Annotated in this window: 12 protein-coding genes; 10 read left to right on the forward strand and 2 right to left on the reverse strand. The window is 54.6% G+C overall.

Going from position 1 to position 13,959, the window contains the following annotated elements:
• Nucleotides 1-288 precede the first annotated feature (288 nt).
• From KUF55_RS06215 to KUF55_RS06240, 6 genes are all read left to right on the forward strand, one after another.
• On the forward strand, nucleotides 289-1,518 hold the full coding sequence (locus KUF55_RS06215; RefSeq protein ID WP_132364709.1) for a CpaF family protein: 1,230 nt from the start codon (nucleotides 289-291) through the stop codon (nucleotides 1,516-1,518).
• Complete coding sequence (locus KUF55_RS06220) at nucleotides 1,515-2,366, forward strand: type II secretion system F family protein (protein WP_218818321.1); 852 nt, start codon at nucleotides 1,515-1,517, stop codon at nucleotides 2,364-2,366. Before KUF55_RS06215 ends, KUF55_RS06220 begins: the two co-directional genes overlap by 4 nt.
• Nucleotides 2,363-3,304 carry a type II secretion system F family protein gene (locus KUF55_RS06225; protein ID WP_255557356.1) on the forward strand — a complete coding sequence of 314 codons (942 nt, stop codon included), beginning with the start codon at nucleotides 2,363-2,365 and terminating at the stop codon, nucleotides 3,302-3,304. Before KUF55_RS06220 ends, KUF55_RS06225 begins: the two co-directional genes overlap by 4 nt.
• A 496-nt stretch (nucleotides 3,305-3,800) precedes the next feature.
• Nucleotides 3,801-4,991 carry an HNH endonuclease gene (locus KUF55_RS06230; protein WP_218818322.1) on the forward strand — a complete coding sequence of 397 codons (1,191 nt, stop codon included), beginning with the start codon at nucleotides 3,801-3,803 and terminating at the stop codon, nucleotides 4,989-4,991.
• Between the two features lie 315 nt (nucleotides 4,992-5,306).
• On the forward strand, nucleotides 5,307-6,611 hold the full coding sequence (locus tag KUF55_RS06235; protein WP_218818323.1) for a hypothetical protein: 1,305 nt from the start codon (nucleotides 5,307-5,309) through the stop codon (nucleotides 6,609-6,611).
• Between the two features lie 112 nt (nucleotides 6,612-6,723).
• Complete coding sequence (locus KUF55_RS06240; RefSeq protein ID WP_218818324.1) at nucleotides 6,724-7,899, forward strand: hypothetical protein; 1,176 nt, start codon at nucleotides 6,724-6,726, stop codon at nucleotides 7,897-7,899.
• Between the two features lie 270 nt (nucleotides 7,900-8,169).
• On the opposite strand, the gene KUF55_RS06245 is transcribed toward KUF55_RS06240, so the two are convergent.
• Nucleotides 8,170-8,757, reverse strand: a complete 588-nt coding sequence (locus tag KUF55_RS06245; protein WP_304623554.1) for a recombinase family protein — start codon at nucleotides 8,755-8,757, stop codon at nucleotides 8,170-8,172.
• A 207-nt stretch (nucleotides 8,758-8,964) separates the two neighbouring features.
• On the opposite strand from KUF55_RS06245, the gene KUF55_RS06250 reads away from it, so the two are divergent.
• Together KUF55_RS06250 and KUF55_RS06255 are read left to right on the forward strand one after the other, a co-directional pair.
• Nucleotides 8,965-9,438, forward strand: coding sequence for a hypothetical protein (locus KUF55_RS06250; RefSeq protein ID WP_218818325.1), 474 nt, complete (start codon nucleotides 8,965-8,967; stop codon nucleotides 9,436-9,438).
• Between the two features lie 139 nt (nucleotides 9,439-9,577).
• Nucleotides 9,578-10,255 (forward strand): hypothetical protein, encoded by a 678-nt coding sequence (locus KUF55_RS06255; protein WP_218818326.1) that lies wholly within the window; start codon nucleotides 9,578-9,580, stop codon nucleotides 10,253-10,255.
• Nucleotides 10,256-10,540: 285 nt separating this feature from the next.
• On the opposite strand, the gene KUF55_RS06260 is transcribed toward KUF55_RS06255, so the two are convergent.
• Nucleotides 10,541-10,996: a SurA N-terminal domain-containing protein gene (locus tag KUF55_RS06260; RefSeq protein WP_218818327.1), complete on the reverse strand. Its 456-nt coding sequence runs from the start codon at nucleotides 10,994-10,996 to the stop codon at nucleotides 10,541-10,543.
• Between the two features lie 697 nt (nucleotides 10,997-11,693).
• Between KUF55_RS06260 and KUF55_RS06265 the strand changes: the two genes are divergently transcribed.
• Together KUF55_RS06265 and KUF55_RS06270 are read left to right on the forward strand one after the other, a co-directional pair.
• Complete coding sequence (locus KUF55_RS06265) at nucleotides 11,694-12,830, forward strand: hypothetical protein (protein ID WP_218818328.1); 1,137 nt, start codon at nucleotides 11,694-11,696, stop codon at nucleotides 12,828-12,830.
• Nucleotides 12,831-12,954: 124 nt separating this feature from the next.
• On the forward strand, nucleotides 12,955-13,563 hold the full coding sequence (locus KUF55_RS06270) for a DUF3223 domain-containing protein (protein WP_370630985.1): 609 nt from the start codon (nucleotides 12,955-12,957) through the stop codon (nucleotides 13,561-13,563).
• Nucleotides 13,564-13,959 lie beyond the last annotated feature (396 nt).

Raw genomic sequence — 13,959 nt, forward strand, 5'->3', positions numbered from 1 at the left:
CTAGGGGTGAGGCGGGATACTGACCGCGTCACCGGTGCGCGGCTGTGGATCGATGAGGACGTGATCGTGATGACTTCTCCACAGATGCGGCTGGAGCCTTGATGCTGCGGCCATGCGCGAGTATGGTCACGGTACTGCGCACTACAGCTAACTGGATATCGCCGATCGCCAGCACCAACGGGAACCGAACATGCGAGGCAGGCACCCCGTCCAACCCTTCCCGACCGCTTCGTCGAGCGGCACCGTTTCCGGCCTACCCCGGAAGCGGTTTACGGGCGGGGAAGCATCATGTCAGAAGGATTGGCGATCGTCGAGGATGAGGTACGCGAACTCATCCGCAGGCGGGGACTAGATCCCGCCACGCAGATTGCCGAGGTCCGCCGACTGATCGATGACGTCGTCGGCGAATACGACCAACGTTCCTTGCTGGGTGTTCTGCCCGCACTGGGGGACCTGTCACTGGCTCGCCGGCGGGTGATGGATACGGTGGCCGGGCTGGGGGCTCTGCAGCCGTTACTTGATGACGACGAGGTAGAGGAGATCTGGTTAAATTCGCCGCATGAGGTCTACGCGGCACGCGGTGGAACCAGTGAACTGACATCAATTCGGCTCTCCGAAGCCGAAATTCCTGCCTTGGTGGAACGCATGCTGAAGTCGTCGGGGCGCCGGCTTGATCTTTCCCAGCCGTTTGTCGATTGCCAATTGGTCGATGGATCACGACTACACGTGGTGATCCCGGACATCACTCGAAAACACTGGGCGGTAAACATCCGCAAGTTCATTGCTCGGGCCAGCCGGCTCGAGCACCTGGTGGAGCTCGGCTCGCTCAGTCGGCAAGCGGCCCACTACCTGGACGTTGCCGTCGGGGCAGGACTCAACGTTCTCGTTTCGGGTGCTACCCAATCGGGAAAAACCACGATGCTCAACTGCCTGGCCTCCTCCATTGGAAGCCGTGAACGCGTTGTCACCATCGAGGAGATTTTTGAGCTGCAAATCAATCTTCGCGATGTGGTGGGGATGCAGACACGGCAACAGAATCTTGAGGGCACGGGCGAAATTAGCATGCGCAAGCTGGTCAAGGAAGCGCTGCGTATGCGTCCAGACCGCCTAGTCATCGGCGAAGTTCGTGAGGCCGAAGCACTGGACATGTTAATCGCGTTAAATTCTGGGCTTCCCGGGCTCTCCACGATCCACGCGAATTCTGCCCACGACGCGGTCACCAAGATCTGCACCTTGCCACTCCTCGCCGGAGAAAATATCTCCGCCGCCTTTGTGGTTCCCACGGTTGCTGCGTGCATCGACCTGGTGGTCCATTGCCGACGTGACGCCACCGGGCGCCGATTTGTTGGGCAGATCATGGCGCTGGGCAGGCGTGTAGAAAACGGTGCGATCGAAACAAGCATTCTCTTTGACCAGTCCGATGGAACGCTTCGGCTTCAACCCGCGGCGGACCTCGCACACCAGAAGTTGATCGATGCCGGGATCGACATCGCCGAACTCGGGCGGCTTGTGGCATGAGCATCATTCTGGGCCTCACCCTAGGGTTCGGGCTGCTACTTGTTCTTAATGCTTTTAGCCCGCGAATCCGGCCGATCGTTGGGGGGTCGCCCGGACGCATTGAAAATCTGCTGCTTCATGCGGGGCTGGACAAGGTGAGCCGCGGTGGATTCATTTCTGCCTCGCTTACAGCGGGGGTCATCGTTGGGCTCATCGTCTTGATCTTGACCGCGGCACCGCTGATCTCCCTGACCTTTGCCGGATTTGGCATGTGTGCGCCGTGGATGTTGGTCTCCCATCAGGCAACAAAGCGTGCTGCGAACCTTCGGGAGCAATGGCCAGATGTCGTTGACCACCTGCGCTCGGCTATTAGGGCGGGAATGTCCTTGCCGGAGGCGCTGACCCAACTTGGTCAACAAGGGCCGGAGGCACTACGCCCGGCATTTTCCGATTTCGGCCTCGACTATCGCGCCACCGCCCGTTTTAACGATTCGTTGGAACGCTTGGCAGCGCGGCTGGCGGATCCGGTGGCCGACAAGATTGTTGAAGCCCTGCGCATCACTCGCGAAGTCGGAGGCACGGACCTGGGAGAAATGCTGGGGACCCTGAGCTCCTTCCTGCGGGACTCGGCCCGGACCCGCGGCGAACTCGAAGCTCGGCAATCCTGGACCGTCTCGGCAGCCCGGCTAGCGATCGCCGCACCATGGGTCATCCTGCTGTTGCTCGCCAGCCAACCTGCCGCCGTCTACGCATACTCCACCTTCAGCGGAATGCTTGTGCTGATTGGGGGACTGGTGGTGTCGTTCATTTGCTACCGGGCCATGATGCGCATCGGCCAATTGCCCGAGGAAGAGCGGGTATTCAGATGAGCGGCACCATGATTCTTGCCCTAGTACTGGGACTGGCTTTGGGCAGCGGTCTGTGGCTGGTGTTAGTACGCATTCCGCAGATGCGCCCGGTGACGTTTTCCCAACGTGTGGCTCCGCACTTGCGGGCGGGCCGTAGCGGGTCACGAATGCTCGACGAACCCTTCAGTGCACAAACGCCCTTTGGGCCACTCGGTCGTATCCTCGGCCCCGTCCTTGGCGACCTGGCCAAGATCTCCCAACGCTTTAATCCCAGCAGCGAGGCACTTGCCCGGCGACTTTTGCGGGCGGGGCTGCGAATGAGCGTGCTCGACTTCCGTGCTCAACAGCTGTTGTGGTCCGCGGGGATGACCTTGGTAGGGGCGGTATTGATCGGTGTAAACATGGCCGCGGGACGGTTCAATCCGATGCTGGCCCTGGTGGTATTGATCTTCTGCGCCGTCGGAGGCTACCTGCTGCGAGACTGGTATTTGGGACAGCAAAGCATCAAGCGCAGTAGACGGATCCTTAACCAATTCCCGACGATCGCCGAACTGATGGCCTTGGCGGTCGCCGCGGGCGAAAGCACCGTTGGATCCATCGAGCGGGTGGCCCGTACATCCAAGGGAGCGCTAAGTGAGGAATTTTCGTTAACGTTGGCGCACGTGCGGGCGGGGGCGACGCTTGCCGAAGCGCTCGCCGAGATGGCTGACAGAATCCGGCTGACGGCGATGACGCGGTTTGTTGATGCGATCACTGTGGCCAGCGAACGCGGAACCCCAATTGCCGCGGTCATGCGCGCGCAGGCTCAGGACGTACGAGATGCAGCAAAGCGCGAGCTGATGGAAACGGCCGGAAAAAAGGAGATTGGCATGATGGTTCCCATTGTCTTCGGCGTACTTCCCCTGACGATCGTTTTTGCCGTTTTCCCGGGCCTCTCGCTGATCGATATGAATTACTAACGACTTACAACCTAGGAGGCCAACCTGCACCAACACCGGTAAACGAAGCCCGCGTGGTTTCAACAGAGCAGCAGCTGCGCCCGAGCTGGACGTAGAGAACAACGGTTCATCCAGGAGTCAGAAGCGAGAACTGACCCAGCTGGAACAAGGGTCCGCGGAACGTGAGGAATCCCGGGGACAGACCTAAAAGCATTTACGCATCACGTGTCTCGGTGTGAGTTCAACGCACGGGGACGCAAACCAGCAAGGAGAAGGATCATGAGGATTGCACGGCAGGTGGGGATGTTGGTAGCCGGAATGGGGATCTGGCTCAGCACGAGTTTCATGAGGTTAGCCGGGCACATTAAACGTAATGAACGTGGTGACGTTCCCGGCTGGGTCATGATCTAGAAACACCGATGTAGACTTGCCAGCAAAATAAGCGCCCTTGAGTAGCAACGACGAGGATGTGAGGTCGCAACATGCATGTGTCATTTACGGATGAGAGAATGCAAATATGACCTTGACTTCGAATTCTGTCCTAAGAGTACGTATTATCAGCACCCTTGTTTCTATGGTCGATTTCAAGGGGCAACGGGCCGACGTTCTTGATGCTATGGCTTCCGAGTATGCCGATTTGTGGACATCGGAGGATCTTGAGATTCGAACTTCACGCGGAACTGAATTGAAATGGCGCAACAACGCGAGCTTCGAACGCCAGGCCATGGTTAACGAAGGTTTACTCGTTGAAGGATTGCAAGGAGTTTGGGCTCTAACAGAGAGCGGGCGCGCTCTAGCTTCTACCCTGTCGGTCCGCCATGCGAAGCAAATCGCGCGTGAAACAGCTCGTCGTGAACTGATGTGGAATGAGCTGCAAGGGCGGTTGTCGAGCGATGGAATGGCTAGCGCTGAAGACACTCGAGCAGTGGGAATGTACTCCGGTGCACGAGGGGTCTACGCCGATAAAGAGAAGACTCGTACGGAATTCGCTCCATCAGGCATCCTGGTGTCAATGCGTCATACGGGCAAGCATTACGAGGATGAAATGACAAGCGACGGGATGATCTATCACTTCCCAAAGACTCAACAACCAGGGCACGATAAGTCAGACATTGACTCGCTGGTCATGGCGCACAAGCTTGGCATGCCAGTATTCCTAATTAGCTCGCCCGCTGAGAAACCAACGCGTAGGCAGATCTTCCGGGGGGTCATCGAAGCAGTCGATCTAAACGTTGATACTGCCCTGATTACCTTCGTTCACGATGATGCATTGCCACCTGCGGCGGAGTTCACGGACGGTGAACAGCCGTTCCAGTTGACGGACGAAGAGGTGACGACCGCCACTCGAAAGATGACGGTTCGCCCAAATCAGAAACGATTCGCCTTCGAAGTTGTAAAGAAGTATCCGGGTGGTTGTGCGGCCTGCGGGATCATGGAGCCTTCCGTGTTTGAGGCTGCCCACGTTCATCCCAAGGCTGATCGTGGGTCCGATGATTCTCGAAACGGAATCCTCTTGTGTGCCAATCACCATAAGATGTTCGACAGGAACCTTTGGACAATAGCCCCTGACGGGTTTGGCTTCATTTTCAAACCTGGCTTTGACCCTATTGCTCTCGGGTTCAAATTCGATTTGTTAAGTGACTCGGTAGCTAAACCAGCGCAGGAAGCTCTCTTAGCACGTCACGACAAGTGGGCTAAGTCCAACTAACTTTGCTCGTGAGTCGCGATTCAGGAGCACCACGTTGAGAATATGGAAGAGCTCCTCTCATTTGAGGGGGGAAAAGGGTCTCTATCCGGCTAGCTACTTATCGGGGACCCAATCATTGCAATTCACGTCATAAGCTGCCCAGTAGCTCTTCGGTGGCCCAATCTAGCTGAACCAGTTGCTAACCTCAGTGATATCGCCACCGGGGTTATGATCACTGGAGAACGCTGATAGTGCACGAAAGCTAGAAACGACACACGGCGAGCACAGCGGCAAAAAGCGACTAGCCAAGACCTAAATATCGGGGATGGGGAAGTTTTGATCGAGTATGAATTGCCGAATGCCAACTGGGCCAATGTTGATCTCGTCGGTGAGTATTACCGGCAGAGCACCATCATCCGCATGATCGGTGGGCGACCCAAAGCCGGCGACTCAAAACAGGTCGACGTTCGGGTTCATCTAGTACCGGAACCTGACAATCCGTATAGCCCGAACGGTGATGCCATCAGTGCTCGGATCGACGGTGACGTTGTGGGTTACTTATCGAGTGATGACGCACAAAAGTGGCACAAGGAGATCCACCGAATTGCGATGTCGGGTGCAGTAGCGGTGACTAACGGTAACGTCTTGGCCTACAACCGCACCAAATGGGACAAAAACGGGCGCACACGGTTGGAGCTCGAAGTCAATATCAGGGTTGCGCTCCCCGATCCAGGATTTCTTGTTCCGCTGAATGCCCAGACACTCGATGGCATTGCCATCCTGCCTTGGGGAAACGCGCTACAGGTTACTGGAGAAGATAAACACCTGCAGCATCTCTTTGAATATGTTCCGCCCGGAGGACAGTGCTTGGTAGTGCTTTCATTGCACAGCCTCGTAAATACCCTCAAAAACGGGACGATCAAGGAGCTAGTGGAGGTCCGGCTCGATGGAGAGCGCGTCGGTCAACTAACCCCAGCATCTTCGCTTCACTTCTTGCCTACAATTGCTCATTCACAAGATATGGGCAAGACGCTCGGCGTCTGGTCGAAACTGAAAGGTTCCGGGCTTGCAGTAGAGCTCACAGTCCAAGGTGCCCGTGCAACGGACTTGCAAGACGCTTGGCTCAGGATGATGCCCACACTGCCGGGTTTGGTTCCCGAAGCTTCATCCTACGATGTGCCAAATGCGTACATTCCGGAATCCAACAACCTGTCTAGGGGAACCAAGAGTCAAAAGCAGGCCAGCGTTTCCGCAGCTTCTTCACCCCGGCCGATGCCTAAAAAGCCACGGCAACCGGCTTCTGCTGATCTACTCGCCGGGTCCCAAACTACAAGTCGTCTTGAGTACAAAGGCGATCGAGAAAACACTACTACCTACAGATCGGGTAAGCGAAACATCACCTTCGCCGACAAACAACGTAGGCATTCTCCCGGAGTGTGGTCCGCCGCAGCCTGGACGGTCCTCATAACTTGTTGTCTCATCGGTCTGATCTGCACCGCTGGCGCGCCTGTCGGCCTTGTCTTTACTGGTCTATTCGTTGCACTTGGCATTTACGTATTCAGGGGTCAAAGGCTAATCGCCGAAGCGCTCCGTTTCGAACACGCTCAGAATGAACAGGACAGTGTTGACGGCCTCGATTGAACAGCTCGCCGACCGCCCAAAATTTGAGACGCAATGAGCAAGGTTTGCACGTTAAAGGCGACCACATGGCAGACGTCAGCATAACGATGATGTGAAGGAAGGCTTGCACTAAGTGAACATCCCCCCAGACTATGAAGAGGACCCTCGGGACGCCTTCCGTCGCTTGCTGGGCGAGCTGCGCCTAGTAGCGCCTGACCACAACGCAGTTTCAGGTCCATTGGTTCTCCTAGCTGAAGTGTCGGTGAGACTTCAGCGTGAGCTGAATGAATTGGCTGGAGTCCTGAGCCAGGCGCCGCATGCTGCCAACCGCGAAGAATCAGCTCGAATAAGTCTCCCTTCCCGGTTTGATGCGGTGGCAGAGATGTTCAAGAAGAATGTGGTGTCGCGTTACGACGATTTCTTCATTCTCGATCAGAAACTGATCGATCTCTTTGATGGGATACGAGAGTACTTAAGTCTCGGGGATGGGGAATCTGCCTACACTGCTGCAATGTCGAGCCTTGCGGCGGTCCGGCAACTAACTTTGGAAGCTCAAAAGCGCCAGGCAGCAGAGACCGTACATAACTGGAACCGCGTCATGCTCGAAGCAGAGGGGGCTTCGGCGGGCGTTCTTTCCGGTGCCAAAGCAGCGCTAGAGCAAGCGATTTCTGCTAGGACTATGACTTCTAACGTGAACGACGACTTGAGCTCTGCATCTAGTGAGCTTGCTTCAATCCAAGAGAGGTGGAAGGACCTTGACTCGAAGCTCGAAACCCAAGAGCGACGATTTGCCATCCTTAACAAGGACAAGGCTGAGCAGGTACTCACTAGCCACTTTTCTACGTTTGAAAAGGGGCATACGGTCCGTTTTGGGACGAACTTAGGTGTGGGAATCGCTTTGATCGCATTTGGTGCGCTCTTTGGCATCTACCAGAGCGTCGACGTCTTCGGAACCTGGCAACCCCGATCGATCTATTCGGCTGCCGATGTCGCATGGAAGATCGTTATTGTCAGCAGCCTCGTTGGACTTGGCTCATATTTCCTGAAACAAGCGTCCACGCATCGCCAGCTGGTTGTGTGGGCTCAGGCGATTGGAATCCAACTGCAAACCTTTGATGCGTATACCGGGTTAGTAGACAGTCCCGGCCAGCGGAGCCAACTGCACGCAGAGTTTGCCAAGAGGATCTTTGGACCCGAGCCGACAAGCCACTCGGGTCCATGGGAGTCAGCTGCCCCATTGCCAGTCGTAATTGACCAGCTCCCATTTCTCGAGGCCTTGCTCAAAGCGAATAGTTCCCAGAAACCATGATTCGACATCCGGCACGGTGTTATTTGGAGATGCGTACGGTGAACAGAGCGACCAAGATCATGAATTCGTTGCTCATCGAAATGCAATTGTGCCGATGCGATGCGATGCCTATGCGGCGGTCGAGCGTGGCACGGCTCCTGCCCATCTCACGAGCCACCGTAATGTGCTTGTTACCTCGAAGGATACTGCGCTAGACCGGACTCGTGGCTTATAGCCTAGGCGCTAAAGAACCCCAAACCTTCATTGGTTTCGGGTTCTTTTGGGCGGGTGCTAGATCTTGATATAGCGGTAAAGAGTTGAGACGCCAATCTTCAGGGAGTCGGCAATTTCTTGCGGGGTCATCTTCCCTTCCGCGTGACGCTCTTTCGCCTTGATAACCTTTGGGTCATCTTCGGCTACTGGTCGGCGTCCACCAACGCGGCCCCGTGCCTTGGCTGCGTCGAGACCGGTCTTAGTGCGTTCGATGATTAATTCTCTTTCGTATTCGGCTAGTGCGCCAAAGATGTTGAGCATGAGACGCCCGTCTTTCGTGGTCGTATCAATCGTCTCGTTGTCTAGTGCCTTGAACTTGACGCCACGCTTGTTGAGTTCGTTCACTAGCGTGATGAGGTTACCGAGTGACCGGCCTAGGCGGTCAAGCTTGGCGACGATGAGGGTGTCACCTTCGCGCAGTTCTTTTAGGCAGGCATCGAGTTGTGGCCGCTTAGCCAGGGCACCGCTTACGCCTTCGTCAGAGAAGAGCGTCCGCTCAGTGTCTTTCACGCCAACTCTCATTAGCGCGTCGTACTGTCCGTCCGTATTCTGACCGCCGGTACTGACTCGCATGTATCCGATAAGCGCCATGTTGTAGAGTCCCATCTAACGTCTCTCGATTGCTTCTTGTTGATTAGATTATGGGAATGACAACCGAGAGTCAATTCTGGGTTGTTTCGGGAGCGCTTGGCGTCACTGTCGGTACTCCCGCTAAACGAACGTTTGATTGGACTTAGGGTGAAATCGGGAAACCACTTTCCTATCGGCATTTCACGACATACTTAGAGCAGGATCACTCACAGGGATGACGACATGGATTTAGATAAGCCCATTAGCGAGCCACCACCCGCCAGCCGCTTGATCAAGGACTATAAGCGTGAAGCGAAGGCGATACTTCGAGGTGCGCCCGGGTACAGCATCCCAAAGCTCAAGCCTTTGGCATTCACTCCCGGGCCTACCACTGCGCAAGAGCAGTTGAAGGTGGCGAAGGACGCCGCGACGGAGGTAGAGAAGCAGACTGCCCTGCTGGATGCCTTGTCGTTATTAGCTGCTGAGCAGGTGCAGACCTTGGCGGCGCTGAGCAAGGCCAGCACAGCGCAAGTGCAGACCTTGGCGGCGATGCGTCAGCTTAGCGAAGACTTGGCAGGTGAACGCAGGCGTGCGAAGTGGCACGAGGAACAGCAAGGGAAGTTCAACAAGCGCATGACTGTACTTGCATCAGTGCTAGCAGGTACGGCTGTAGTCATTCCCTTTGTCATACTTTGGATAGAACAGGCCCTCGGATAGGAGTGTTGTCCCTTTGCTCTGCACATGCGGAGTGCAAATCGACGCGCAAAGTGATGCGAGCACCCAACATGATTTGTCAGGCTTGGGTTGTGAGACAGCACCGTAAGGTGAGCTAGGCACACTTTCAAAGGAGAACTCCATGGCCACCATTTGGATTGCAATTATCTCTGCATTCGGAGTCATTGTCGCATCCCTGATTCAGTGGCGTTCCAACGTGGCAACAAATCGGGCTGCCACGAACCGGACGAAGGACGAGACGAAAGCGCGCGAACACCAACTGGAACGCGAGCAGGAAGAAAGAGCGGCGATTCGAGCAGAGGCTCGCGATGATGCTGTTCGGGCCAAGCGTGATGAGCAACATTCCCAGTGGCGAGTCCAACGACAGGAGCTGCATGGTCGCGGCGTTGAACTCTTGCAGAGCTACTTAGATGCAGCGAACCTGGTGAAGGGCCAACTGATGAGGGCCACCATGATGGGGATTTATACAGAGCTGAGAGAAGATGCCGCGATCTCAGATAACATCTTGCAGAAGTGCCTCGAATCCAGTGAAAAAGCTCTACTGTCGGTATCCCGGGATGTGCAGTTGATCGCAGGCCATGACGCTTCCCTCGCATTTGTGCAGGCATTGAGCTTGAAAACCCGTCACAGCCAACTTGTATATTTTCTACGTTTGGGCTCAGCTTCGGTGCGCAGTGACGAACGTGGGCGATTCGAGATGTATAAGTCGTCACTTCAACAAATCGAGGAGACGCTGGCAGCGCTAACCGATCAAATCGCGACGTATGTGGCGCATGCACGGAATGACCTCGGAGCATAGAACGCAGGAACGAATTCGGCCACCAAACGGTCCCGTTGGTTTAAAACGTGGCCCGAACGAAGCGAAGAACCCCTGACAGGCGCAGGGGTTCTTCATCATAGGAATCAGTCCAGAGGTCTTGAGTTCATATAGGACGCAATGGGATTCGGCGTGTTCGCTACGCAGCAGGCTTCGATCAACTAGCTAGGCGAACATGCCCTAGCAGACCAAGAAGTGTTGAGTTGTTCGTCAGGTAGCTTTCGGAAATTGTCGCCGGCTTGTCGGTGCCGGACCGTCAACCCGAAGTCAATCCATCTTGCATTTCTTCCCAATGTCGACCATCTCAATCCGATCACCATCTTTGTATCTATCCGTTAACGTGTTGGCGGACTCGGTGAAGCTGGTCATCGTCGATATGTTCTCGTTGTCAAGCACATCGGCACTTTTATAGACCAGATCCTCGAGATCTTCGATGATCCCGGTAGAGAAGTCCACGTATTCAAGGCACTTGTCATGGGCCTCGTTGACAAGCAATGTAGCGCTCACCAATTCGTCGTACTCGGTCGTCTTGCTTGCCAGAGCATTCTCCTTGTCGGTCACGATATTCCGGACTCCAGCAATCTCTTTCGAGTGCTCCTTGTTGACCTCAACGATGGCCGCTTCGGACTTTTGACGCTCGATCCCCGTTCCGGCGAAAAATCCGCTTGCACCTCCCAAGACAAGAGCGGCGACTGCGGTTCCTGCGATTAGCTTCGTATTCATGGTCCCCATCCAATGTAATGCGAGCGGTTTTCATCAGCTTCGGTAAGGCATATGAAACCTTTATCATTCAATCCATCAGATGTCACGACATGGGCTCTTAGCCAAGTGGGAAATCAATCCCTACTTCAGTGGTGACCGTTTCAAGGATTGTGGTTGCGGCTGGTTGGTGGTGTTGTTTGCACCAAGGCCCCCTGCGCCAGGCACCTTTGGTTGGTTCGGTACTGGTTTACGGGCCGATATGTTGACTTCCCGAGATCCGAATTTCCCTGCCCAGCGTCAAGGAGGGGTACCGGCGAAAGATTCCGAGAAGGCCAACGCATGAACGATTAACTCTGCAGGTGCTGACGAGTTTCCTTGCTGAATCTAATTTTCGGGTCAGAGATTGGTCTCAGGATTGCACGGGCGTGGAGCTGATGTGAGTATGCCGGTTTGACATATTGAATGTTCACGGGTGCCTGGGATTCAAAAAATGTAATTGGATTCCAGCAACAATTCGAGTCAAACCGGCCCCAATCATGGGAGTTCCGCAACCCGAGTTATGATCACTCGGGATGGATTCCGTAAACGCCCAGAAGTTCAAGGACGCGTGCGGCGAGGGCGGCGAATAGAGTCAGGAGCAGTCAGAGTGTCGGACAACTTAACTTGGAACCCACCAGGGGACAACGAAGCTTGGGGGAGGACGCAAGAAGCTCTTGCGATGTTTAGCAATAGCTTGCATACCACTCGGAAGAATGCGGAAAACTACTCGGCGTTATCGGCGTTTGCAGCGATGGATACGTTTTTATCGAAGCTGGAGTCTTTTCTGACTACGGTCGTGGACCCTAAAGTGACTAAGTCTGGGGGATCGTTCATTGCTGAACTTATAAATGGAGTTTCTGGACTCGCTTCGACACTCAATTCGCTCTTGATTGGCGACCGTCCCGTTGTTGCAAAAGCCATGGGGCATATCCGATTAATTTTGTCTAATCTTGAACTTCTCTTAGATGTGAATGAAACCAAAAGTATTGCAGTTCATGGAATGTCTCAGATTAAAGCAGACTTTGCGGACCTGCAAGAGTTCACGTTCCCTGAACTTAGAGAACGCGAATGGATAATTCTTGAGCGTGATGTTGCCAAATCACTAAATGAATTAGAAGATGGACGACTGAAATTAACGGCCCTGATTGAGACTGTTGAAAAACGCGATGCGGAGCTTGCTGAGGCGGCTATAAATCGAAATCTCACAGATTCGCTAAGTGAGAATACGCGTAGTGAGCTCAATAAGGCCTTGGGTGAAGCTATGGAGACGTCGGCTGATCTGAGCGCGATCAAACTGCAGCACGCAGCCTTGGCCCAAGAACTATCCAACAACGAGTTGGTGAAGCACTTCCGCGAATTCCATGCCAAGCATCAAATTTGGTATCTGGCGTTCCTAACGACGGCGATTCTTGGAATGGTGATTGCCGTTGGATTCGCGATCAAGATTTCCCAACGCGCCCCAAAATGGGCGGCTTACCAACCGATAAGCCTCCCCGATCTAGCTTGGCGGCTCGCTGTGGTTACCGGGCTCTTGGGAATTGCTGCGTACATGGGGCGGCAAGCCGTGCAGCACCGGGCCTTGTCCACCTGGGCAGATTCGATTAGCGTTCAGCTCCGAACTTTCGACTCTTACATCGGCCTCGTGGGAGACGTTGGGCAGAAGGACACCTTGAGGGTGGAGTTTGCGAAACGTGTTTTCGGTCCGCAGCCTTTACTCAAAGGAGAACCTGAACAACCGGCCCCTGCCATGGACTTGGCCTCGGCTGTAGACCTGCTCACGAGAATTACGAGGCCTGATACCGCCAAGCCTAGTTAAGCTACTGGACGGTGAAAATCTAATAACCTGCGGCCACCGCAGTCGTAAGAACAATACGAGAGTGAGAGTGAGTAGTTTGGCCAAGTATCAGTTGGGGGAACTTACTTTTGGGAGCAAGTCAGAAGTGAAGGCTCTGCTATCCGCGGGTCACACTAGAGTCGCATCGGGCACGCGTGTGGGTGACCCGCTCATTGCTACCGTACTGACCCTTCTTGCCGAAGCCCACCCGGAATATGCAACGAAATTCGGATCAGGGATTGCTCACTGGATAATTCAGGATAACTCCGACGTTGGCTATACAACGGTCGGCTATCGCGCCATGCTGAAAAATGGTCAAGGCCCAGAGCGGTTTAGCTACAACGATGTCTTGAAGACACCGTCGAAGTGGCAAAACCTCCAGGAAGCACTTACTAAAGCCGCGGACGACATAACACAACAATTTCGCGAGCAGGCCTTTGCAAACGGGCCATTCGAATGCCCTGTCACAGGAAAGTTACTTGAGCGTCCTACGCAGGCTCGCGCTACACACGTCAGCCCGTCACGCCGGGATCTCCACTTGGCGTTTTTAGTTTCTGAAGGAATTGCTGCTAGTGACGTTGTGCTGGCTAAGGATCAGCCCGGCTCCGGCTATCGTATCGTTGATTCAGAACTCGTCCAGCGATGGCGCAAATACCAGTGCGATCGTCTCGGAGGTATGCGGGTGGAATGGAATCCTCAATCGCGCAGCGAATAAGCTAGCCAGTCGTGATACCTGCATTGCCCACTTGCCACATTTCTAATCTTTCTTGCTACATGCTCGGGGATCAATCCGACGAGAAACTGGCAAATGAATTCTAAAGATTCGAAACATAGGAGGAATATTGGCTGAATTGCCGGGGATCGAGGTCGCTACTCAGGCGCTGCCAGAAGGTCGTTATCGTGCAACGGAAAGTGAGCTTAGAAAGTCATATGCGACCACAAGCTTTCGGTCTTTACTACTAGACGAATGGGTGGTGGCAACCGAGTTCCTTAGAAGCAATGTCCCATTGTGTTCCGCATGGATTGGCGGATCATTCCTTACGAGTAAACCAAACCCTGGGGACATTGATTCGATCTACTTCGTAGATGAGCAGTATTTGGCAGGTTTGAC

This window comes from Paeniglutamicibacter sp. Y32M11 (genome assembly GCF_019285735.1).
Lineage (GTDB): Bacteria > Actinomycetota > Actinomycetes > Actinomycetales > Micrococcaceae > Paeniglutamicibacter.